We start from the raw sequence: 21977 nt of genomic DNA on the forward strand, positions 1-21977 counted from the left end.
GCCAACGAACCACAACCACCCACCCGAAAGGCGAACAAGGAAACCATGCAGGACAAGGCCCGCTTCACCCTCGACCCCGCCTTCACCATCGGCGAAGTCAACCCCCGTCTCTTCGGCTCGTTCGTGGAACACCTCGGCCGCTGCGTCTACACCGGCATCTTCGAGCCAGGCCACCCCAAGGCCGACGAAGCGGGCCTGCGTACGGACGTACTGGAGCTGGTCCGTGAACTCGGCGTCACCGCCATCCGCTACCCCGGGGGCAACTTCGTCTCCGGCTACAAGTGGGAGGACTCGGTCGGCCCGGCCGAGGAACGCCCCCGCCGGCTGGACCTCGCCTGGCGGTCGACGGAGTCCAACCGCTTCGGGCTCTCCGAGTACATCGCCTTCCTCAAGAAGATCGGCCCGCAGGCGGAGCCGATGATGGCGGTCAACCTCGGGACCAGGGGAGTGGCGGAGGCCCTGGAACTCCAGGAGTACGCCAACCACCCGGCCGGCACCGCCCTGTCCGAGCAGCGGATCGCCCACGGCGACAAGGACCCGTTCGGCATCAAGATGTGGTGCCTCGGGAACGAGATGGACGGCCCCTGGCAGACCGGCCACAAGACGGCCGAGGAGTACGGACGGGTCGCGGCCGAGACCGCCAGCGCGATGCGGCAGATCGACCCCTCCGTCGAACTGGTCGCCTGCGGCTCCTCCAACCAGTCCATGCCGACCTTCGCCGCGTGGGAGGCGACGGTTCTGGCGGAGACGTACGACCTCGTCGACTACGTCTCCCTGCACGCCTACTACGAGCCCCAGGACGGCGACGTCGACTCCTTCCTGGCCTCCGCCATGGACATGGAGTCGTTCATCGAGAACGTCGTCGCCACCTGCGACCACATCGGCGCGAAGCTCAAGTCGAAGAAGAAGATCAACCTCTCCTTCGACGAGTGGAACGTCTGGTACATGTCGCGGTGGCACGAGATCGAGAACTCCGCCGAGCGGGACTGGCCGGAGGCGCCCCGCCTGCTGGAGGACAACTACAGCGTCATGGACGCGGTCGTCTTCGGCTCGCTCCTCATCGCGCTGCTGCGGCACGCCGACCGGGTGACCGTCGCCTGCCTCGCCCAGCTCGTCAACGTCATCGCGCCGATCATGACCGAGCCGGGCGGCCCGGCCTGGCGGCAGACGACGTTCTTCCCGTTCGCGCAGGCCTCGCGGTACGGGCGCGGGGAGGTCCTCGACGTACGGGTCGACTCGCCCACGTACGAGACGAAGAAGTACGGGGAGACCGACCTGCTGCACGCCACCGCCGTGCGCGCGGCGGACGGCTCGGTCACCGTCTTCGCGGTCAACCGCAGCCGGACGGAGGCGCTGCCGCTCGAAGTCGCCCTGAACGGGCTGGAGCTGACCTCGGTCGTCGAGCACAGCGTGCTCGCGGACGCCGATCCGGACGCCCGCAACACGCTCGCCGAGCCGGACCGCGTCGCGCCGCGCGCGGCGCAGGGGACGACCCTTCGGGACGGCACCCTGGGTGCCGTCCTCGAGCCGCTGTCCTGGAACGTGATCCGGCTGGCCTGACGGCTGGTCCGACGGCTGTCCGCCCGACGGCCGTTCGTCCGACGGTTTGTGGTGCCCCGGTCCCCTCCGGCCGGGGCACCCGTATGTGGGGCCCGTGAGGGTGTCTGTGCGGTGTGCTCATCTCCCGCTCAGACAATCCTCAGCTTCGGCACCTACCGTCCCGTGCGTCCCTTCCACCTTTCGAGGGACATCGCGACAAGACGGGACGGACACGATGCGCACGCTGGTACTGCTCGCCCTGGCGGGCCTCGGTGCCCAGCTGGTGGACGGCAGCCTCGGCATGGCCTACGGCGTGACCTCGACCACCCTGCTGCTCTCCATGGGCACCAACCCGGCCGCCGCCTCGGCCACCGTCCACCTGGCCGAGATCGGTACGACGCTGATGTCCGGCGCCTCCCACTGGCGGTTCGGGAACGTGGACTGGAAGGTCGTCGCCAGGATCGGCGTCCCGGGGGCGGTCGGGGCCTTCCTCGGTGCGACCGTGCTGTCCGGTCTGTCCACCGGGACCGCCGAGCCCGTGATGTCGCTGATCCTGCTGGGGCTCGGGCTGTATGTCCTGTCCCGGTTCACGTTCCGCGGCCTGCCCAAGGGGAACCTCGGCAAGCCGCTGCGCAAACGGTTCCTGTCGCCGCTCGGCCTGGTCGCCGGGTTCCTGGACGCGACCGGGGGAGGCGGCTGGGGGCCGGTCGGTACGCCGGCGTTGCTGGCCGGGGGCCGGATGGAGCCCCGCAAGGTGATCGGGTCCATCGACACGAGCGAGTTCCTCGTGGCCGTGGCCGCGAGTCTCGGCTTTCTCTTCTCGCTCGGCTCCCAGGGACTGAACTGGGGGTGGGTCGCCGCGTTTCTGCTCGGCGGGATGGTCGCCGCGCCGGTGGCGGCGTGGCTGGTGCGGTTGCTGCCGCCGCGGGTGTTGGGGTCCGCGGTGGGTGGCGTCATCGTCGTCACCAACGTCCGTACGTTGCTGAGGAGCGACTGGGTCGCGGCGTCGGGGGTGGTCAGTGGGGTCGTTTATGGCTTGGTCTATGTGGTGTGGGCTGCGGCGCTGACGTACTCGATCCGGGCGCATCGGAGGGAGAAGGTGCTGGAGGGGGATGCGGGGGAGCGGCGTGCCGTTGCCGTGTAGGAGGCCTCGGGTTGTTCGTCGAGTGCGGGTGCGTGGGGGCTGGTCGCGCAGTTCCCCGCGCCCCTGAGGGCGCACCGCGCCCTCTTCGGGGCGCGGCGAATGGTCTCCCCCGTGGACCATTCGCCGCTGCACCGGATGGCTGGGGCGTCGGTGCCGACTGCCCCTCCAGTGAGCACGTTAAGAGGCGGCGTGCTTCGGGGACCACCGTGCACGGTGGCCAGATTCGTCCGTGGGGTGTGCACGGTGCGCAGTCGTGACACGCAGGGCGTGGACGAGGTCGTGGATACCGGAACCGGTGGTCAGCAGGTCGCGGTTGAGGAGGCGTTCGGCGGCACGCAGATGGGCGCGGACCGTGTTGCGGCTCAGACCCACCTGCGCGGCCGTCCGCTGGGCGTCCGTGTTGGCGTCGATCCAGGCCTCCACGGTGCGGTACAGATCGCGGTGCCGGGTGTCGTGGAGGGGGCGGAGAAAGGGTTCCGCCCACGCGGTGGCGGGGGCGGTGCGCAGGAGTTCGCCGAGCGGTGGCGCGACCGGCTGGACCGTCTCGGTGGGATCGGCCTGCAGAGGGCTGAGGGACAGGGCCAGATCGAGCGTGGCGCGGGTGCGTACCTCGCCCAGGTCGATGCCCAGGGCCTCCTCCGCCCGGCGGCAGTGGGCCGTGACGGTGGTGCGGCTGAGGTGCAGCAGACGGGCCACGCCGGACCGGGTGAACGTCACGGCCAGGCGGATGACGTCCACGGTGGGCTTGGGGGCGGAGTGCAGCGGCTCCAGGTAGGCGCGCGCCCAGGCGAGGGCCGCCCGGCGGGGCAGTACGTGCACCAGCGAGGGCCGTCCCCGGTAGGCGGCCAGCCGGTCGGGGGAGTTGCGGGCGACGGCGAGGGCGTGCACGGCCTCGCCGTAGGCCTCGGCCGTCGCGGCCAGCGGGTGGGGCCCGCTGACGCCCAGCGCGTACCCGGGGTTCTCCCTGACCAGCCGGCGCAGCACCTCACCCTGCTGGAAACGCCCGCCGAGTTCCGGGTCCTCGGCGACGGGGCAGATCAGCTGCTCCTTGAACACCGGGCAGTTCACCATCAGACCCGGGCCGTGGTAGCCCGACGAGTCCTGGTAGGTCCTGGCCAGCCGGTCACGGTCGGCGGGCGGGCAGTGCAGGAGATGGACCCGTACGCGCTCCGCGTTCAGCAGCGGCGGTACGTCACCCGTGGTCATCCGCCGTGCCATGGTGACGTCCCCGGCCAGCAGGGCGGTCAGGACCGCGAACCGCAGCTGCGCCGCCTTCGCCTCGTACCCGCGTGAGCCGGCGTCGCCCTCCGACGCCCGCCGCAGCAGCTCTACGAGGCCACCGGCCTGCGACGCCAGCAGCACGGCCTCCCGGGGCAGCGGCGAAGCGCTGACCGTCACCAGCACCGGACGCGGCTCGCCCGCGCCGAAGGCCTCCAGATGCACCTCCAGCGCGCCGGCCTGCGTCGTGGCCGCGGCCAGCCGCCCGTGGGTCAGGCGTGCCACCTGGTCACGCAGTTCGTCGGCGACCTGCCGGGGGAACCCCGCCGTCGCCGTCTCGACCGCGCCCTGGCGCCCGATCCACGCGACGTCGGCCCCGATCCGGCGCCCGAGCCACCTCAGCACTTCAGCGGGGCTCCCGTGCCGCCGGACGAGCCGCAGCAGTTCGTCGAGACTCTCCGCCTGCCCCAGCGCCTCCACCGCTCAACTCACCTTCCCGCTACCGCGACGACCCTCCAGTTCGGAACCATAAAGGCTGTTCCTGTCGACGTCAGGCCACCGCCGTCGGTGCGAGGGACCGCAGCTCGCCCAACGCCGCCGCGACAGCCGGGCGTTCGTGGCCGCCGGCACGGGTGCAAGTGAGGAGTTTGCGGTGCGGGTCGCCGGTGCACCGGACGCGGGTGATCGGCAGGTGCGGGGTCAGATGGGCGAGCCGGGGGATGAGGGCGACGCCGAGGCCGTGGGCGACGAGGTGGGCCATAACGTTCCAGTCCATCGCCTGGTGGACGACGTCGGGGGTGAAGCCGGCGGCGCCGCACGCGGACAGCACGTGCGGGCGGCAGGGGCTGTCCTGGACCGGCGCGATCCAGTCCTCGCGCGCCGCCTCCGCGAGGTCGACCCGGCGCAGCCCCGCCAGCCGGTGACGGTCGGGCACGACCAGGTCGAACGGGTCGTCCAGGAGCGGCTGCTGGTCGAACCGGGCGTCGCCGAGCGGCGGGTTGCGCGGGGTCGCCTCGACGACCGCGAGATCGGTCTCGCCCTCGAAGAGCAGGTCGAAGCTCGACGGGACCTCCGCCTCCTGGATCCGTACGGAGAGCCGGGGGTGGCGTTCCCGCAGCCGGGCCGCCATGGGCGCGAGCAGCACCGAGATCGCCATCGGGAAGCCGCTCACCCGCAGCAGTCCGGCCGGATCGCCGTGGTCGGCCCGCAGATCCAGTTCGGCCCGTTCCCAGCGGGCCTGGATCGCGTCGGCGTGGATGATCAGACTCCGCGCGGCCTGTGTGAGCCGTACGCCGCGGCCCTGGGGCTCCAGCAGATCGACCCCCAGCTCACGCGCGAGCTGGCGGACCTGCTGCGAGGCGGCGGACGTCGTGAGGTGCAGGGCGCGGGCGGCGGCGGTCACCGTGCCGTAGTGCTCGACGGCCCGCAGTACGTGTAGCCGACGCAGATCAATCATGAAGCCCACGCTTCAAGGTGAGGTCCAGAAAGTCAACCTGGACGTACACGAAGGTCCCGATACACGCTGGAGGTGTCGCGACGGTCCACCCGACCACCCGCACAAGGAGTTGCAGACAGATGACCAGCACAGCCCACGGCAGGCCCGACGGCGACGCGTGCCCGTACTGCGGTTGGCCCGACCGTGCCGAGCCCTTCCAGGTGGTGTCCCGGCACGGCACCGCGGCCGGCCACACCGTGTGGACCCGCTGCGGATGCGGCTCGCTCCAGATGCGGGTCGTGGACGCCCGCGGCATGAACATCGTCTCCCGCAGCCGGCCCGCCGCACGGCAGCCGGCGGACCGGTTCACCTCCGGTGGGGTGGGGTGTGACCTGGGGGCCGGTGGGGGCTGATCGCGCAGTTCCCCGCGCTCCTGAAGGGCGCGGCCCGCCCCCCACCGGCCCGCAGGCGGCACACGGCACTCAGCCCGTTTCGACGCCCAGCGTCAGGGTGCCCGTGTAGCCGGACTCCGCCGAGCCGCCCAGTGGGGCGAGGGTCAGCAGGCCCGAGGCGGCGCCTCCCTCGTCGTAGATGGAATCCTGCGAGGGTCGTCCGGGGCACAGTGTTGACCGCGTACGCGGCCACCTCCGCCACGTCCTCGGTGACGCCCTCGTCGAAGAACAGCTGCCCGGTGTGCAGCTCCTGACCGCCCTCGAAGGAGCCGTCGGAGGTCAGCGTGACGTCGGTGTGCACCTTCACGTGGATGTGGATGCACCGTCCCCGGTACCAGCCGGGATAGACGCTGGTGATCCGGGCGACCCCGTCGGAGCCGGTCAGTACCCCGCCCCGCAGGAACGTCCCGTTGTCCGGCTCGTCGTGCCCGTTGCCCCCGACGAACCCGGAGTACTCGCCGAGCGCGTCGCAGTGCCAGATCTCCACGAGCGCGTTGCCCAGCGGGGCGCACGTGTCGTCGTCGACGACGGTGAGCGTGAGTTTCAGCGGGACACCGGTCTTGTCCTCGCTGATATCGGCGCGGACCAGCTGTCCGTCGAGGTAGTAGGGACCTTCGGTCATCTCCTTCGTGAGGGTGCAGACGGCCGCGGCGGCCACGGGGACCGCGGAGGCGGGGTCGGCGGCCGAGGGGCCTTCGGGGACCGTGGCGCCCACGGTCAGCGTGGCCGCCGTGGCGCCACCGGCGATGAGTACGGTTCGACGTCGGATCGATGTGTCTGTCATGCGCATGGCACCGTAGAAACGGAATCTGTCGGGGTGCTGTGCGTTCGGCAAAGTGACGAGGCGTCAAGTCGCTTGTGAGACACCTGGGGCGCCCGGGACGCCGAAACATTTTCGACGTTTCCCGTGGCCCGAGGTGCTGCGCGAACCGTTGACGCGCAAAGGGTTCGATTCTACTTTCCCGTTCGAAGTGATGACCGTCGTTCGGTTTCCCGAACGAACCCTGCCCCTCCCCACGTGCAGGAGGACCCCGTGAGCCGCACCCCCCACAGCACCCGCCGCCGCAGGACCCGCAGAACAGCCCTGCTCGCCGTCCCCGCGGCGATCCTGCTCGCACTTGTCCCGGGCACCGCGTCCGCGTACCCGAACCCGGGCACCGTCACCGGCTCGACCGTCGTCCACGACCCGACGATGATCCGCACCTCGTCGGGCCAGTACCTGCTGTACGCCACCGGCGGCGGCCTCGCCCACAAGACCTCGGCCAACCGGATCGCCTTCAGCGCCGGCGGTGACGCCTTCGGCACCAAGCCGGGCTGGTGGTCGTCGTACGCCACCGAGGCGTGGGCGCCCGACATCTCGTACCGCGGCGGCAAGTACCTGATGTACTACGCCGTCTCGACCTTCGGCTCGAACAAGTCGGCCATCGGGCTGGCGACTTCGCCGACCGGACTGCCGGGCTCCTGGAGCGACCAGGGGACCGTCTACACCTCCACGACCTCCAGCGACTACAACGCCATCGACCCGAACCTCTTCGTGGACGACGACGGCAAGTGGTGGCTGTCCTTCGGCAGTTGGTGGACCGGGCTCAAGATGATCCAGATCAACCCGTCGACCGGCAAGCAGCTCTCGTCGAACACCACGCGCTATTCGATCGCCTCCCGCCCGACCGGCACGAAGGCCGTCGAGGCCCCGTCGATCGTCAAACGGGGCGGCTACTACTACCTGTTCGCCTCGTACGACACCTGCTGCGCCGGCACCGGCTCCACGTACAAGGTCAAGGTCGGACGGGCCTCCAGCGTCACCGGGCCGTACTACGACAAGAACGGCGTCGCGATGACGAACAACGGCGGGACGCCCGTGCTGGAGTCGCACGGCCGGTACATCGGTCCCGGCGGTCAGTCGATCCTGGCGGACTCGGACGGGGACCTGATCGTCTACCACTACTACGACGGTCAGGACAACGGCACTCCCAAGCTCGGCATCAACCTGCTGAACTGGAGCAGTGGGTGGCCTGTGGCCTACTGATGGCGCTCCGCGGGGAGGCCGTCCGTCGGGTGCGGGTGGGTGGGGGCTGGTCGCGCAGTTCCCCGCGCCCCTAAAAGGATTGCGTCCTTCCCCGCGCCCCTGAAAGCCGAAAGACCGCGCTGTTCCCCGCGCCCCTGAAAGGTACGGGTCAGGGGTGCGGGCCCGCGTCTCCCCTCCGAGCGCGGGCCCGCTGTTCCCCCCTGTGCCGGGGCCGGGAGGGTCCTGGACCTCCCGGCCGGCGAGGGCCCCGTTGCGGGATGCGAGGCCCCCGGGCAACCGGTCCGGTGGTCAGCCGACCCGGTCGACAGCGGCGGCCGGCCAACCGGCGCCGTTCGGCGGCGTGTTGGGCCAGCCGGTGGCCTGCTGCGGCACGGGTTGGGGCACCGGCTGCGGCATGGCCTGGGGCTGCGGTTGCGGGAACCCCTGCGGCTGACCCTGTGCGTTCACGGCGGTCAGCCCTCCCGGCATGCCCGTCGTGCCCCGGGTCTGGGCGGCCGTGAGCGGCTGCGGCTGCCCGGGTATCCCGTTCGCCGCCGCGGTGAACTGCTGCGGCTGACCGACCATTCCGTTGGCGGGGGCGGTGAACTGCTGGGCCTGTCCGCCCATTCCGTTGGCCGCGGCGGTCAGCGGCTGGGGCTGCCCCAGCATTCCGTTCGCGGCAGCGGTCAGCGGCTGGGGCTGCCCCACCATTCCGTTCGCGGCAGCGGTCAGCGGCTGAGGCTGCCCCACCATTCCGTTCGCGGCGGCCGTGAGCGGCTGCGGCTGCCCCGCCATTCCGTTGGCCGCGGCGGCGATCCCCGGATAGCCCTGCCCGCTGGTCGAACTGACGAGCCGGTCCACCGCCGCCGTACCCGAGCTGTAGCTGGTCCCTGTGCCCAGCTCGGGCACGGCGGCTCCCCTCCTGGTCCCGTAGAGCACCGACTCCATGCCGGACACCAGGCGACGCACGTCCGTCTGGGGGCGCACCACGAGCCGCAGGAAGCGACTGGACGAGCCGATCTTGTTGCCGCACTCGCGGACCAGGATCCGGTGCTCGGTGAGCAGGCGGTCCCGGACCACGGTGCCCTCGGCGCCCACGGGGAGGCGCACGAAGAGGAAGTTGCCCTGCGAGGGGTAGACCGTGAGGCCGGGCAGTGTGGAGAGCTGGCGGGCCATGTCGAGCCGGTCGCGGCGCACCATGTGCAGGCTCTCCACGTACTCGGCCCCGTAGTCCTTGAGCATGAAGACCACGGTCTCCGCGAAGGCGTTCAGGTTCCACTTCGGCAGCATCGAGCGGATCTTGCCCGCCAGACCCGGGTTGGCCACCATGTAGCCGAACCGCACGCCGTGCAGACCGAAGTTCTTGCCGAGGCTGCGCAGCACGATGACGTTGGGGCGCATCACCGCCTCCTCGACGATGCTCGGCTCGTTCTCCGCGTCGGCGAACTCCAGGAACGACTCGTCGATGACGATCAGGTCGAGGTCGGCGAGCGCGTCGCAGAACGCCAGGATCGTCTGCTTGGGCACGAAGCCGCCGTCGGGGTTGTTCGGGTTGCAGATGACGGCCGCGCGGGTGCCCCGGGAGCGGATGAACTGGATGTACTGCGCCGGGTCGAGCGCGAAGCCGTTGCTCTCCTGGAGCGGGAACATGTCGACGCGCTTGCCGGTCTCCAGCGGCTGGTCGGTCCAGCGGCCGAAGGTGGGGACGGGGATGGCGAGCGACTCCCGGACCAGCAAGTGGTCGATCCAGGTGATCAGTTCGGTGGATCCATTGCCCATTGCCACGCACTGCGGGGGAAGTTGCAGCAGATTGCACAGCTCGGCGGTGATGGTGTCCGCGCTGCTCGGGTAGTACGTGATGATGTCGCGCAGCCGGTTGGTCAGCTCGTCCATCATCCTGGGCGAGGGAAAGTACGGATTGCACGGGATGCAGAAGTCCACCGGACCCGCCTCCCCGCTCTCGCGTGCCAGCGCGGCCATCGAGGGGCTGTGCGCGCCGGTGCGGAACAGCGAGGTGACATTGTCGGCCATGGACCCTCCGTCCTTGAGGGGCGGCCCGAGCGGGGATACGCGGGCCGCTCCTTAGTACGGGCGGCTGTGTGTCTCTGTTCAACGACTGTGAATTGATGTGGAAGTTGTGAACCAGCTGTGAAGACGGATCACAAGTTGAACGAGTGGACCGTCGTCGAGCGGTACGTCCCGCCCGGCCGCAGCACGGTCGACGGGAACTCCGGGCGGTTCGGCGAGTCCGGAAAGTGCTGGGTCTCCAGGCACAGCGCGCTGCCAGGACCGTATGCGTGGCCGCCGGGGCCCACGAGGGCGCCGTCCAGGAAGTTGCCGGAGTAGAACTGCACACCGGGCTCGGTCGTCGCGATCCTCAGGGCGCGGCCGGAGACCGGTTCGCGGAGGGTCGCGAAGTGCTCCGGCTGTTCCGTGAGCCCCTTGTCGAGAACCAGGTTGTGATCGAAGCCCTTGGTGTGCGCGAGCTGTCGGTCGGGCCGGCCGAGGTCCTCGCCGACCGTCTTCGGCGTACGGAAGTCGAAGGCAGTGCCCGCGACCTCGGCGAGCTCGCCGGTGGGGACGAGGCGCGCGTCGACCGGTGTGAAGCGGGACGCGGCGACCGTCAGCTCGTGGTCGTGCACGGAGCCGCCGCCCGCGCCCGCGAGGTTCCAGTACACGTGGTTGGTGAGGTTGACGACCGTGGCCCGGTCGGTGGTGGCCTCGTAGTCGATGCGCCAGTCGCCGTTCCCGGTGAGCGTGTACGTGACCTTCGTCGTCAGCGTGCCGGGGTAGCCCATCTCGCCGTCGGGGCTGGTGCGGCGCAGGACCAGGCCCACGTCGGAGCCGGAGGCGAACTCCTCCACGGCCCACACATGTCTGTCGAAGCCCTCGGGCCCGCCGTGCAGGTTGTTCCCGCCGTCGTTGACGGGGAGTCGGTGTTCCTCGCCGTCGAGGGTGAACCGGCCGTCGGCGATGCGGTTGCCGTACCGGCCGATGACGGCGCCGAAGTACGGGCTGGACGTCTCGTACTCCTCGATCGTCCCGAAACCGAGCGACACGTTCGCGTACCGGCCGCTGCGGTCCGGGAGTTCCAGGGACTGGACGACTCCTCCGTACGAGAGGACCTTCAGCCGGGTGCCGCCGTTCTCCAGGGACCAGCGGTGGACCTTCGTGCCGTCGGCGAGCGTTCCGAAAAGTTCCTTCACGGTCGTCCTGTCTTCCAACTGTCTTCCAGAGCTTGGCTGCTGCCGCCGTACACAGAGAAATGGGGCCCCACGGGCGTGCGCCCGCGGGGCCCCACCGGCAACGTTACGAACCGACCTTGCGCTTGTTCCACACGTCGAAGCCGACCGCCGCGAGAAGCACCAGGCCCTTGATGACCTGCTGCCAGTCGCTGCCGACACCGACGAGGTTCATGCCGTTGTTCAGGACACCGAGGACGACACCACCGATGATCGCGCCGAGGACCGTGCCCACGCCGCCGCTCATCGACGCTCCGCCGATGAACGACGCGGCGATCGCCTCGAGTTCGAAGTTCACACCGGCCTTGGGCGAGGCCGCGTTGAAGCGGGCCGCGAAGACCAGACCGGCCAGCGCCGCCAGCATGCCCATGTTGAGGAAGACCAGGAAGGTGACCTTCTTGTCCCGCACGCCGGACAGCTTCGCCGCGGGCAGGTTGCCGCCGATCGCGTACACGTGGCGGCCGATGACGGCGTTGCGCATCACATAGCCGAAGCCGACGACGAGGACACCGAGGATGATCAGGACGACCGGGGCGCCCTTGTAGCTGGCGAGCATCATCGTCACCGTGAGGACGGCGGCGACCAGGGCCACGATCTTCAGCAGGAAGAGCTTGGCAGGCGGCACCTCCAGCGCGAACTCCTGCTGCCGCCTGCGGTCACGGACCTCCTGCAGCACCACGAACGCGATCACGGCGAAGCCGAGCAGCAGCGTGAGGTTGTGGTAGTTGGTGTCCGGGCCGACCTCGGGAAGGAAGCCGTTGGAGACGTCCTGCAGACCCTTGGGGAACGGGCCGATGGTCTGGCCCTCCAGGAAGATCTCGGTCAGACCGCGGAAGAGCAGCATGCCCGCGAGGGTGACGATGAACGAGGGTATGCCGAGATAGGCGATGAAGAACCCCTGCACGGCCCCCGCGGCGGCGCCCAGGAGCAGGCACATCACCACGGCCAACGGCCAGGGGATGTCGTGGTTGACCATCAGTACGGCCGCCACCGCGCCCACGAAGGCGGTGAGCGAGCCGACCGACAGGTCGATGTGGCCCGCGATGATGACGAGCATCATGCCGATCGCGAGGATCAGGATGTAGCTGTTCTGCAGCACCAGGTTGGAGACGTTGCGCGGCAGCAGCAGGTCGCCGTCGGTCCACACCGCGAACAGCACCACGATCAGACCGAGAGCGATCAGCATGCCGTACTGCCGCATGTTGCGGCGCATACCGTCGATCATCAGCTGCAGCAGGCCGTCGCCCCCGGTCGAGTCGCCCTTGCCGGCGGGTGCCGGCGCGGGGGACTTGGCGGTCACGTTCGTGCTCATCGCTCTTACCTCTTGTCCTTCGTCATCTGGCGCATCAGCACTTCCTGCGTGGCCTCGGCCCGCGGGACCTCACCGGTCAGCCGTCCGGCGGCCATCGTGTAGATGCGGTCGCACATTCCGAGCAGTTCGGGCAGCTCGGAGGAGATGAAGACGACCGCCTTGCCCTCGGCGGCCAGTTTGTCGATGACCGTGTAGATCTCGAACTTGGCGCCCACGTCGATCCCGCGGGTCGGCTCGTCCAGGATCAGCACGTCCGGACCCGCGAAGATCCACTTGCTGAGGACGACCTTCTGCTGGTTGCCGCCCGACAGCTTGCCCACCGGTTCGAAGACCGTCGGCGCCTTGATGTTCATCGACTTGCGGAAGCGCTCGGCGACCTGCCGCTCCTCGTGCTCGTTCACGACACCGCGCTTGGCCACCTTCCCCAGGGCACTGAGGGAGATGTTGCGGTTGATCGTGTCGATGAGGTTGAGGCCGTAGTGCTTGCGGTCCTCCGTCACGTACGCGATCCCGTGCTTGACCGCCTCGGGCACGGTCTTCGTGCGGATCTCCGTACCGTCCTTGAGGACGGTGCCGCTCGCGTACCGGCCGTAGGTGCGCCCGAACACGCTCATCGCGAGCTCGGTGCGCCCGGCGCCCATGAGCCCGGCGATGCCGACGATCTCCCCGCGGCGCACCTGGATCGACACGTCGTCGACGACCTTGCGCTGCTGGTCGATCGGGTGGTGGACGGTCCAGTTGCGGATCTCCAGGGCCGGAGCCGCGCCCACCTCCGTGTCGTGCGGGGTGCGCTCCGGGAAGCGGTGGTCGAGGTCGCGCCCGACCATGCCGTTGATGATCCGGTCCTCGGTGGTCTCCGTGGCCTTCACGTCGAGGGTCTCGATGGACCGCCCGTCGCGCAGGATCGTCACCGAGTCGGCGACCGCCTCGATCTCGTTGAGCTTGTGCGAGATGATGATCGAGGTGATGCCCTGGTCCTTCAGACCCCGGATGAGTTCCAGCAGCTTGCCGCTGTCCTCGTCGTTCAGAGCCGCCGTCGGCTCGTCGAGGATCAGCAGCTTCACCTTCTTCGACAGCGCCTTCGCGATCTCGACGAGCTGCTGCTTGCCCACGCCGATGTCGGCGACCCGGGTCTCCGGGTGATCGCTCAGCCCGACCCGCCGAAGCAGTTCGGTCGCGTGCTTGAGCGTCTCGCTCCAGCTGATGAAGCCGCGCGTGGCGTGCTCGTTGCCGAGGAAGATGTTCTCCGCGATGGAGAGGTACGGCACCAGCGCGAGCTCCTGGTGGATGATCACAATGCCGTGCTGCTCGCTCGCCCGGATGTCCTTGAACTGGCAGGACTCGCCCTCGAAGAGGATGTCCCCGTCGTAGGTTCCGTGCGGATGGACGCCGGAGAGGACCTTCATGAGGGTCGACTTTCCGGCGCCGTTCTCACCACAGATGGCGTGGACCTCGCCCGGCCGGACGCTCAGGGAGACGTCCGAGAGCGCCTTGACGCCCGGAAAGGTCTTGACGATCGAGCGCATTTCCAGGACGGGTCCCGCCATGGTCGTGCCTTCCAATCCCTAGGGGGTGGCGGTTAGTTGACCGCGTCGGCCTTGACGTAACCGGAGTCGATGACGACCTTCTGGTAGTTGGTCTTGTCGACGCTCACCGGGGTCAGCAGGTACGCGGGCACGACCTTCGAGCCGTTGTTGTACGACTTGGTGTCGTTGATCTCGGGCTTCTTGTCGTTGAGCACCGAGTCGACCATGTTCGCGGCGACCTTCGCGAGCTCACGGGTGTCCTTGAAGACGGTCGCCGTCTGCTCGCCCGCCTTGATCGACTTCAGCGAGGCGACCTCGGCGTCCTGCCCGGTGACGACCGGCATCGGCTTGCTCTTGCCGTAGTCGTCCGACTTCAGCGCCGACAGGATGCCGATGGAGATGCCGTCGTACGGCGAGAGCACCGCGTCGACCTTGCCCTTCCGGTAGGCCGCGGTCAGGAGCTCCTCCATGCGCTTCTGGGCGGTGCCGCCGTCCCAGCGCAGCGTGGTGACCTGGGTCAGCTTCGTCTGGCCCGACTTGACCACCAGCTGCTTCTTGTCGATGAAGGGCTGCAGGACCTTCATCGCGCCGTTGAAGAAGTACTGGGTGTTGTTGTCGTCGTTCGAACCCGCGAAGAGCTCGACGTTGAACGGGCCCTTCTTGGAGCCGTCCTTCAGACCGAGCTTCTCGACGATCTGGGTGCCCTGCAGCTCGCCGACCTTCTCGTTGTCGAACGACGCGTAGTAGTCGACGTTCGGCGAGTTGAGGATCAGGCGGTCGTAGGAGATGACCGGGATCTTGGCGTCCTTGGCCTGCTGGAGAACGTTGTCGAGCGACTTGTTGTCGATCGCCGCGATGATCAGGGCGGAGACGCCCTGCGTGATCATGTTCTCGATCTGCGAGACCTGGGTGTCGGGGTCGTCCTCGCCGTAGGCCAGCTTGGTCTTGTAGCCGGCGGCCTTGAGGTTCTTCTCCACGTTGGCGCCGTCGGCGATCCACCGCTCGGAGGACTTCGTCGGCATCGCGATGCCGACGGTGGAGCCCTTGGCGTCGCCCTTGGTGTCCTCACTGCCGCCGTCGCTGTCCTGCCCGCAGGCGGAGAGGGTGAGGGCCAGGGAGGCGGCCGCGGCTATGGCGGAAAGCGCTGCTTTGCGATTGCGCATGATCATCTTCCTTGATGTTCTGACGGGGCTCGGTCTGGAGCTGCGAGCAGGTGGAGCGAGGATCGACCGAGAGGAGGTGTGTGGGATTGTGTTCGGCCGCGTCGTCTTTTGTGAAGGGGGTGTGTTCGGAACGTTATGAGGGAATGTCAAACCGTTGGAGTGCGCCCGGAAGCCGGGAGCCGAGCGGCGCCATGTCGCCGTCCGCCCCGTGCCGCGCGAGCAGGTCCAGGGCGAGCCGGCCGCGCCGCACCCTTTCCCGGGCCGTGGACAGCGTCACGTCCCGCATGTGGTGGCCGTACGGGTAGATCCCGGGAGCCTTGGACAGGCCGAACTTCAGGTACAGCGGGGCGCCGCGGCGGATCAGCTCGGCGACCTCGTACATGCGCACGTACCCGCCGAGATCGTCAGGGGCCTCGATGTACATGTCCATGGGGGCTGCACTGACCCGGCGGATCTCCGTCAGGTGGTCGAGCGTGAGATCGCTCGGCACGTTGATGGAGTCCCCGCCCAGTTGCTCGTACACGGCGTACGCGGCCGGGTTGACCGGGCCTATCAGCGCCGAGACCTTCAGCGTCGTGTCCGCCGGGATGATCCCGGTCACCCGGGCCCGGTGCAGGGTCCAGAGCACGCCTTCGTCAGCCACGAGGAGGCACTTTACGCCCAACTCCGTTGCACGGATGGCGTCTTCGAGACAACCTGCGACCGCATCGTGACCACGGGCGCGCAGCCCGCCGCCCCGCGAGTCGGTCCGGGTCGAGCCGCCGATGTCCCACGTGCCGCGCGGGCCCGTGAAGAGGCAGAGCTCGATGTCGCGCTCTTCGGTGGCCTCGACCATCTCGGTGATCTCGGCGTCGGTCAGCATCCAGACACCGCTGCCCTGGCTGATCCGGTGGATCGGCACATCGAGCCGCGAGGACTCCTTGAGGACCACGGCGAGCGCCTCCGGCCCCTCGCACGAGGGGATCTCGGTGCGCCAGCGGCCGCCCTCCGGGAAGGCGTGCGGTGAGGCGTCGGCGGGGGAGAAGGCGGGCGCGCCCAGGCCGAGCGCGGCGAGCGCCTGCTCACCGGGTCGACGGGCCGCCTTGGGAGAAGCGTCGGTCACTAGCTGTCCTTAGCTGGCTTTGGCGGGATTCGCGTTCGATGTCTCGGACGTGGTTCGTGGCGGTGGATGTACGCCGGTACGGAGCGTCAGGTCTCCGTACCGGCGTACGGATCGGGGGGCGGGCCGGTGCCGCGGGCCCTAAGGCCGCAGCAGCACCTTGCCGACCTTCGGGTCGCCGGACCCCACCAGCTCGATGGCGTGAGCGAACTCGTCCAGCGGCAGCTCGTGCGTGACCAGCGGAAGGGGATCGAGGAGACCGGCACCGAAGACCCGCACCGTGTGCGCCCAGGCCTCCGGCGGCGCCCCGAACACGGTGTGCACCTCCAGCTGCCGTACGACGAGATCGGTGGGGTCGAGTCCCTCGGCACCCGGAGCCGGGATACCGGTGAGGACGAGCCGGCCGCCGCGCCTCAGCAGCGAGGCGGCGGTGGTCGCGGCGGTCGCCGACCCGGCGGTCTCGATCACCACGTCGAAGTCGTCGGGCAGCTCCTGGTCCCGGGTACGGAAATCGGTCGCGCCGAACGTCTTCGAGAGCTCCTCGCGGTCCGGGCGGGTGCCGACCACGAGCAGCTCCGAGGGGGAGCCCGCCTTCAGGAACTGCACGGCGAACATGCCGAGCGTCCCGGTGCCGACGACGGCCACCCGCTCGCCCGGCCGCGCGTTCGCCTTGAGCGCCGCCGCCGCGATGCAGGCCGCGGGCTCCAGGAGCGCGGCCGCCGTCAGATCGGCGTCCTCCGGCAGGACGTGCAGCAGCCTGGCGGGCAGCGTGAGCGTGGTGGCCATGGCGCCGGGCTGGGTGAAGCCCGTCTCCTCGTAGCCGGCCGTGCACAACGTTGTCTCGCCCTCGTGGCAGCGGTCGCAGACCTGGCAGTTGCGGAAGCCCTCCCCGACCACCTTGCGGCCCACCAGACCCTCCGGGACCCCGGGGCCGACCGCCTCGACCGTGCCGGACCACTCGTGGCCCGGCGTCAGCGGATAGCGGACGTACCCCTCGGGCCGGTTGCCCTGGTACACCTCGCGGTCACTGCCGCAGATACCGCTCGCGTGAACCCGCACGAGGGCTTGGCCCGAGGCGGGCGCCACGGGCTCGTGGGGGACCAGCCGGTGCTCGCCCGGGCCCTCGATCACGACGGCCTGCGCGGCGCTCATGACTGCTCCGTGCCGGTGAGGCGTGCCGAGTCCACGGCGGAGCGTCGTGCCGGGGCTTCGAAGGGGTGGCGGCCACCCCTTCGGCCCGCCGCGGTGCCGGGCGCCGTCACTTGCCACCGCCCTTCGGCTTGCGCTGCTCCCAGCCGTCCGCCCACAGGTCGAAGCGGGCCTGCTGCTGCGGGAACTCGGCCGCCGCGTCGGTGTCCAGCTCGACGCCGAGACCCGGCTCGTGCGACAGCTCGAAGTAGCCGTCGACGACCTGCGGGGCACCCTTCACGACCTTCTTGATCTCCGCGTCCGCGAAGTCGTTGAAGTGCTCCAGGATCTTGAAGTTCGGCGAGGTGAAGCCGACTTGGAGCGAGGCGGCGGTGAGGACCGGGCCGCCCACGTTGTGCGGCGCCACGAGTACGTAGTGGGCCTCGGCGGTCGCCGCCAGCTTGCGGGTCTCCCAGATGCCGCCGATGTGGCCGACATCCGGCTGGATGATGTCCACGGCCTGGCTCTCGAAGAGCTCGCGGAACTCGATGCGGTCGTGGATGCGCTCACCGGTCGCGACCGGGATGTCGACCTTCGCCGCCACCTTCTCCAGCGCCTTCAGGTTCTCCGGCGGGACCGGCTCCTCCAGCCAGGCGGGCTTGAAGGGCGCGAGCTCGCGCGCGAGGCGGATCGCCGTGGCCGGCGAGAAGCGGCCGTGCATCTCCAGCATCAGCTCGGCCTCGGGGCCGATCGCGTCCCGGACCGCCTCGATCAGCGAGACCGCGTACAGCGACTGCTCGTGGTCGAGCTCGAAGTGCCCCGTCCCGAAGGGGTCGATCTTCAGCGCCTTGTACCCGCGCGCGACGACCTCCTGGGCGGCCTTGTGGTAGGCCTCCGGAGTGCGCTCCGTGGTGTACCAGCCGTTCGCGTACGCCTTCACGCGGTCGGTGACCTTGCCGCCCAGCAGCTGCCACACCGGTACGCCCAGGGCCTTGCCCTTGATGTCCCAGCACGCCATCTCGATCACGGCGATGCCGGACATCACGATCTCGCCGGCCCGCCCGTAGTCGCCGTACTTCATGCGACGCACGAGGTCCTCGACAGCGAAGGGGTCGGAACCGAGAATGTGGTTGGCCTCCGCCTCCCGCAGATAGCCGAGCAGCGCGTCGGTGTGCCCCAGCATGCGGGTCTCACCGACTCCGGTGATGCCCTCGTCGGTGTGCACCTGGACATAGGTCAGGTTGCGCCACGGCGTCCCGACCACGTGTGTGCTGATTCCGGTGATGCGCACGGAAATTGCCCCTTGTGGCTCTACGGCTCTGTTCGAAATTTCGTCACACGTTCGAAATGCTGGCCAGACAGTAAGGATTCCGCGGCGGCAGTGTCAATGGGTCGAACGCACAACGGTTTCGACGCGATGGCACTGGAAGGCGGCGAATGGTCCGGCCTGTCCTCAACTGGCCCAACCGGAACGGGCAGTTCAGCACAGAACTTTCACAGCCGTGACTGTGAACGTGACCTGCGCGGAGTTTAGTCTTCCGGCGTCATGGACTACTGCCACCCGTGCCAACGGCACCTCAATGGCGCCCTCGCTTGCCCGGGGTGCGGTACATCGGCCGAAGCGTGCCGGGAGTACGCGGCTTCCCTGGAGGACCGCGAGGACGCCGTCGACGAGTTCGACGACGACCCCGAGAGCGACGAGCCGACGGGTGGTGGACGCCGGTCCCGTTCCCGGCGCCGGGGCGGCCGCGGGGTCCGGGCGAGCCGGCGCGACCGGCGGGCCGCGCTGCACCGGCGGCGGCGCAAGCGGGTGCTGCTCGTGGGTGCGGGGCTGTTGCTCGCGGCGGGCGGGCTCAGTCTGGCCGAGCTGGGTATAGAGGCCCCCTCCTCCGAGCCGAAGGCGGCAGCGGCGGACGAGGCGTCGTCCGGTTCCTCGGCCTCCGCGGACGGTTCGTCGTCGTCCGACGAGGACGGCTCCTCCGGCGGGTCCGGTGCGGGGTCCCCGGACGCGTCTGCGTCCCCCTCGGCCTCGGAGTCGAAGAAGTCCAAGAAGGACAAGGGCAAGGACGAGGACGAGGGCGACAAGAAGGAATCGGCCGACCCGTCCCGCTCGACCGACCCCAGAACCTCGACCCCCGCCCCGGGGCAGACCACCCCGGGCGACACCACCCCCGCGAACCCGAGCACCCCGGACCCGGCCCCCACGACGGAGGCCCCGACCCCGGACCCGACCCCCACGGAAACGTGCACACGTTTCCTGTGGTGGTGCTCGTAGCTCAAGGCCGGTTAGTCGGGCGCAGGCCGGCCCTGGCTTGCTCGCGCAGTTCCCCGCGCCCCTGGGGGTGGTGCTTTGGGCTGGTTCCCCGGCTGTCGGTCGTCGTGGGTTGCTCGCGCAGTTCCCCGCGCCCCTAAAGGGCGCGGCTCGGCCTGAGGTGCCCCTTCAGGGGCGCGGGGAACTGCGCGACAAGCCCCCACCGGCCCGCGGCCTACGAACCGCCCGGTCCAGCCACCCCGGCGGAGCCGGAGCCGTCGAGCATCCGCAGAAGCAACCCCCGCAAAGACACCCGCTCCTCCCGGGAAAGCCCCGCAAGCGGCTCCCGGGCAAACCGCAGGGAGTCCCGCAGACTCCGCGCAACCCCCCGCCCCTCCTCCGTCACCGCGGCCAGCTTCACCCGCCGGTCCGCCGGATCGGGCCGCCGCTCGACCAGCCCCCGCACCTCCAGCCGATCCACGATCCCGGTCACATTGGACGGCTCGCACTTCAGCTTCTGAGCCAGCCGCCGCATGGGCAACGGCTCCAGCGAGAGCAGGCTGAGCAGCCGAGCCTGCGCCCCGGTCAGCGCATGCTCCGCCGCCGCCTCCTCGTACTCCTCGTGGTAACGAGCCACCACCGTGCCGATCAGGTCGACGACCTCGAGTGTCAGAGGGTCGATCCGGGGAGTCTTCTGCGTGGACATGTACTCCAGGCTACCCCCGTTACTTGACATCATGAAATATTCAGGCGCATGATTGTTTCAGGTACTGAAGTATTTGCGACGTTAGAGCCGCTGCCCCACGGAAAGGCGCCCCCCATGACCGACACCCCTGAGCTCCCCACCGTCAGCCGCGAATGGCACCTCGTCAGCCGCCCCGTCGGCTGGCCGAAGCCCGAGGACTTCGCCCTGGTCGAGACCGAGGTGAAGCAGCCCGGCCCGGGCCAGGTCCTGGTGCGCAACGAGTACCTGTCCGTGGACCCGTACATGCGCGGCCGCATGAGCGCCGCGAAGTCGTACACGGCCCCCTTCGAGCTCGGCAAGGTCATGCAGGGCGGCGCCGTAGGCGAGGTCATCGCCTCGAACGCCGAGGGCATCGCGGTCGGCGACCGCGTCCTGCACTTCTTCGGCTGGCGCGACCACGCCACGTTCGACGCCAAGAGCGCCGTCAAGGTCGACCCCGAGGCCGCGCCCCTGAGCACGTACCTCGGCGTCCTCGGCATGACGGGCCTCACCGCGTACGCGGGCCTGCTGCGCACCGCCTCCTTCAAGGAGGGCGACACGGTCTTCGTGTCCGGTGCGGCGGGAGCCGTGGGCAGCCAGGTCGGCCAGATCGCCAAGCTCAAGGGCGCCTCGCGCGTCATCGGCTCAGCCGGCTCCGACGAGAAGGTCAAGCTCCTGGTGGAGGAGTACGGCTTCGACGCCGCCTTCAACTACAAGAACGGCTCCGTGAGCGAGCAGCTGAGGGAGGCAGCTCCCGACGGCATCGACGTCTACTTCGACAACGTCGGCGGCGACCACCTGGAGGCCGCGATCGGCTCCCTCAACCTGCACGGCCGTATCGCGATCTGCGGGATGATCTCCGTCTACAACAACACGGAGCCCGCCCCCGGCCCGAAGAACCTCGCCCGCCTCATCGCGACCCGCGGCCGTATCGAGGGCCTCCTCGTCGGCGACCACTACGACCTGCAGTCGCAGTTCGTCCAGGAGGTCGGCCCCTGGGTCGCTTCCGGCGAGCTCAAGTACCGCGAGACGGTCGTTGAGGGCATCGAGAACAACCTGGAGGCATTCCTCGGCGTCCTGCGCGGCGAGAACACCGGAAAGATGATCGTCAAGCTCTGACCCCGCATCCAGGCTTCTGCTGGACTTCCGACATGCGGTAACTTCTTTCCGAAACTGTCGCGAATCGTGGGCGCGAGTCGTGGCGGACCAAGGAGGAAGCCACCGCATGTCCATCCAGCAGACCGACGTCCTCTACACCGCCGTCGCCACCGCCGAGAACGGTCGCGACGGCCGCGTCGCGACCGATGACGGCACGCTCGACGTGGTCGTCAACCCGCCCAAGGAAATGGGCGGCAGCGGCACCGGCACCAACCCGGAGCAGCTCTTCGCCGCCGGCTACAGCGCCTGCTTCCAGGGCGCCCTCGGCGTCGTCGCCCGCCAGGAGAAGGCCGACATCTCCGGCTCGACCGTCACCGCGAAGGTCGGCATCGGCAAGAACGCCGACGGCTTCGGCCTCATCGTCGAGATCTCCGCCGAGATCCCGAACCTGACCCCCACCCAGGCCCGGTCCCTCCTGGAAAAGGCCCACCAGGTCTGCCCGTACTCCAAGGCCACCACGGGCAACATCACGGTCACCCTGACCTGACCGACCGGTCTCTCTTCAACTGAGGGTCACGTGACGAACGGCCCTGGCCACCGGTTTTTTGGGGGCGCGGGGAACTGCGCGAGCAACCCAAGCG

General features: G+C 69.4%; 18 protein-coding genes and 1 pseudogene. 7 read left to right on the forward strand and 12 right to left on the reverse strand.

Annotation, left to right across the window (positions count from 1 at the left end; all coding sequences use genetic code 11):
* Positions 1–45: 45 nt before the first annotated feature.
* Together arfA and OG718_RS36775 are read left to right on the forward strand one after the other, a co-directional pair.
* The gene (gene arfA, locus OG718_RS36770) at positions 46–1560 is read left to right on the forward strand and encodes an arabinosylfuranosidase ArfA (RefSeq protein WP_328846236.1); all 1515 of its coding nucleotides are present in this window, start codon (positions 46–48) and stop codon (positions 1558–1560) included.
* Positions 1561–1774: 214 nt separating this feature from the next.
* Positions 1775–2683 carry a sulfite exporter TauE/SafE family protein gene (locus OG718_RS36775; protein ID WP_143631735.1) on the forward strand — a complete coding sequence of 303 codons (909 nt, stop codon included), beginning with the start codon at positions 1775–1777 and terminating at the stop codon, positions 2681–2683.
* A gap of 177 nt (positions 2684–2860) precedes the next feature.
* Here the strand turns inward: OG718_RS36775 and OG718_RS36780 are convergent, their stop codons facing one another.
* Positions 2861–4381: a helix-turn-helix domain-containing protein gene (locus OG718_RS36780; protein WP_328846237.1), complete on the reverse strand. Its 1521-nt coding sequence runs from the start codon at positions 4379–4381 to the stop codon at positions 2861–2863.
* A 70-nt stretch (positions 4382–4451) separates the two neighbouring features.
* Positions 4452–5357 carry a LysR family transcriptional regulator gene (locus OG718_RS36785; protein ID WP_143631729.1) on the reverse strand — a complete coding sequence of 302 codons (906 nt, stop codon included), beginning with the start codon at positions 5355–5357 and terminating at the stop codon, positions 4452–4454.
* Positions 5358–5476: 119 nt separating this feature from the next.
* On the opposite strand from OG718_RS36785, the gene OG718_RS36790 reads away from it, so the two are divergent.
* Complete coding sequence (locus OG718_RS36790) at positions 5477–5749, forward strand: hypothetical protein (protein ID WP_143631725.1); 273 nt, start codon at positions 5477–5479, stop codon at positions 5747–5749.
* A gap of 69 nt (positions 5750–5818) precedes the next feature.
* On the opposite strand, the pseudogene OG718_RS36795 reads toward OG718_RS36790, so the two are convergent.
* Positions 5819–6572, reverse strand: a pseudogene (locus OG718_RS36795) (intradiol ring-cleavage dioxygenase).
* A 249-nt stretch (positions 6573–6821) separates the two neighbouring features.
* On the opposite strand from OG718_RS36795, the gene OG718_RS36800 reads away from it, so the two are divergent.
* Positions 6822–7814 (forward strand): arabinan endo-1,5-alpha-L-arabinosidase, encoded by a 993-nt coding sequence (locus OG718_RS36800; protein ID WP_143631719.1) that lies wholly within the window; start codon positions 6822–6824, stop codon positions 7812–7814.
* 288 nt (positions 7815–8102) lie between these two features.
* On the opposite strand, the gene OG718_RS36805 is transcribed toward OG718_RS36800, so the two are convergent.
* From OG718_RS36805 to OG718_RS36840, 8 genes are all read right to left on the reverse strand, one after another.
* Positions 8103–9824 carry an aminotransferase class I/II-fold pyridoxal phosphate-dependent enzyme gene (locus OG718_RS36805; protein ID WP_328846238.1) on the reverse strand — a complete coding sequence of 574 codons (1722 nt, stop codon included), beginning with the start codon at positions 9822–9824 and terminating at the stop codon, positions 8103–8105.
* 128 nt (positions 9825–9952) lie between these two features.
* Positions 9953–11197 (reverse strand): aldose epimerase family protein, encoded by a 1245-nt coding sequence (locus OG718_RS36810; RefSeq protein WP_443055205.1) that lies wholly within the window; start codon positions 11195–11197, stop codon positions 9953–9955.
* On the reverse strand, positions 11103–12347 hold the full coding sequence (gene mmsB, locus OG718_RS36815; protein WP_055617378.1) for a multiple monosaccharide ABC transporter permease: 1245 nt from the start codon (positions 12345–12347) through the stop codon (positions 11103–11105). Before mmsB ends, OG718_RS36810 begins: the two co-directional genes overlap by 95 nt.
* A 5-nt stretch (positions 12348–12352) precedes the next feature.
* Complete coding sequence (mmsA, locus tag OG718_RS36820; protein ID WP_143631710.1) at positions 12353–13894, reverse strand: multiple monosaccharide ABC transporter ATP-binding protein; 1542 nt, start codon at positions 13892–13894, stop codon at positions 12353–12355.
* A 32-nt stretch (positions 13895–13926) separates the two neighbouring features.
* The gene (gene chvE / locus OG718_RS36825) at positions 13927–15036 is read right to left on the reverse strand and encodes a multiple monosaccharide ABC transporter substrate-binding protein (RefSeq protein WP_186000973.1); all 1110 of its coding nucleotides are present in this window, start codon (positions 15034–15036) and stop codon (positions 13927–13929) included.
* 133 nt (positions 15037–15169) lie between these two features.
* On the reverse strand, positions 15170–16138 hold the full coding sequence (locus OG718_RS36830; protein ID WP_328846240.1) for a hypothetical protein: 969 nt from the start codon (positions 16136–16138) through the stop codon (positions 15170–15172).
* A gap of 138 nt (positions 16139–16276) precedes the next feature.
* Entirely contained in the window at positions 16277–17287 is a 1011-nt protein-coding gene (locus OG718_RS36835; protein WP_143631702.1) for a zinc-dependent alcohol dehydrogenase, read from the reverse strand.
* Between the two features lie 106 nt (positions 17288–17393).
* Entirely contained in the window at positions 17394–18554 is a 1161-nt protein-coding gene (locus OG718_RS36840; RefSeq protein ID WP_143631699.1) for a mandelate racemase/muconate lactonizing enzyme family protein, read from the reverse strand.
* A 255-nt stretch (positions 18555–18809) separates the two neighbouring features.
* Here OG718_RS36840 and OG718_RS36845 point away from each other — a divergent pair, with 255 nt between their 5' ends.
* A complete protein-coding gene (locus OG718_RS36845; protein WP_328846241.1) occupies positions 18810–19538 on the forward strand; it encodes an SCO2400 family protein in 729 nt (242 codons plus the stop codon).
* A 211-nt stretch (positions 19539–19749) separates the two neighbouring features.
* On the opposite strand, the gene OG718_RS36850 is transcribed toward OG718_RS36845, so the two are convergent.
* The gene (locus OG718_RS36850; protein ID WP_143631691.1) at positions 19750–20220 is read right to left on the reverse strand and encodes a MarR family winged helix-turn-helix transcriptional regulator; all 471 of its coding nucleotides are present in this window, start codon (positions 20218–20220) and stop codon (positions 19750–19752) included.
* Positions 20221–20334: 114 nt separating this feature from the next.
* Between OG718_RS36850 and OG718_RS36855 the strand changes: the two genes are divergently transcribed.
* Positions 20335–21357 carry an NADP-dependent oxidoreductase gene (locus OG718_RS36855; protein WP_186000971.1) on the forward strand — a complete coding sequence of 341 codons (1023 nt, stop codon included), beginning with the start codon at positions 20335–20337 and terminating at the stop codon, positions 21355–21357.
* A 106-nt stretch (positions 21358–21463) separates the two neighbouring features.
* Complete coding sequence (locus OG718_RS36860; RefSeq protein WP_328846242.1) at positions 21464–21883, forward strand: organic hydroperoxide resistance protein; 420 nt, start codon at positions 21464–21466, stop codon at positions 21881–21883.
* The last annotated feature ends 94 nt before the right edge of the window (positions 21884–21977 follow it).

Origin of the sequence: Streptomyces sp. NBC_00258, assembly GCF_036182465.1 — a bacterium.
Taxonomy (GTDB): Bacteria; Actinomycetota; Actinomycetes; order Streptomycetales; family Streptomycetaceae; genus Streptomyces.

What these genes read in the sequence shown, in the direction of transcription:
- OG718_RS36785 (WP_143631729.1), bottom strand. Translation starts at nt 5,357, where the DNA reads ATGATTGATCTGCGTCGGCTACACGTACTGCGGGCCGTCGAGCACTAC.
- OG718_RS36775 (WP_143631735.1), top strand. Translation starts at nt 1,775, where the DNA reads ATGCGCACGCTGGTACTGCTCGCCCTGGCGGGCCTCGGTGCCCAGCTG.
- mmsB (WP_055617378.1), bottom strand. Translation starts at nt 12,347, where the DNA reads ATGAGCACGAACGTGACCGCCAAGTCCCCCGCGCCGGCACCCGCCGGC.
- OG718_RS36835 (WP_143631702.1), bottom strand. Translation starts at nt 17,287, where the DNA reads ATGAGCGCCGCGCAGGCCGTCGTGATCGAGGGCCCGGGCGAGCACCGG.
- OG718_RS36845 (WP_328846241.1), top strand. Translation starts at nt 18,810, where the DNA reads ATGGACTACTGCCACCCGTGCCAACGGCACCTCAATGGCGCCCTCGCT.
- OG718_RS36855 (WP_186000971.1), top strand. Translation starts at nt 20,335, where the DNA reads ATGACCGACACCCCTGAGCTCCCCACCGTCAGCCGCGAATGGCACCTC.
- OG718_RS36850 (WP_143631691.1), bottom strand. Translation starts at nt 20,220, where the DNA reads ATGTCCACGCAGAAGACTCCCCGGATCGACCCTCTGACACTCGAGGTC.
- arfA (WP_328846236.1), top strand. Translation starts at nt 46, where the DNA reads ATGCAGGACAAGGCCCGCTTCACCCTCGACCCCGCCTTCACCATCGGC.
- chvE (WP_186000973.1), bottom strand. Translation starts at nt 15,036, where the DNA reads ATGCGCAATCGCAAAGCAGCGCTTTCCGCCATAGCCGCGGCCGCCTCC.
- OG718_RS36860 (WP_328846242.1), top strand. Translation starts at nt 21,464, where the DNA reads ATGTCCATCCAGCAGACCGACGTCCTCTACACCGCCGTCGCCACCGCC.
- OG718_RS36790 (WP_143631725.1), top strand. Translation starts at nt 5,477, where the DNA reads ATGACCAGCACAGCCCACGGCAGGCCCGACGGCGACGCGTGCCCGTAC.
- mmsA (WP_143631710.1), bottom strand. Translation starts at nt 13,894, where the DNA reads ATGGCGGGACCCGTCCTGGAAATGCGCTCGATCGTCAAGACCTTTCCG.
- OG718_RS36805 (WP_328846238.1), bottom strand. Translation starts at nt 9,824, where the DNA reads ATGGCCGACAATGTCACCTCGCTGTTCCGCACCGGCGCGCACAGCCCC.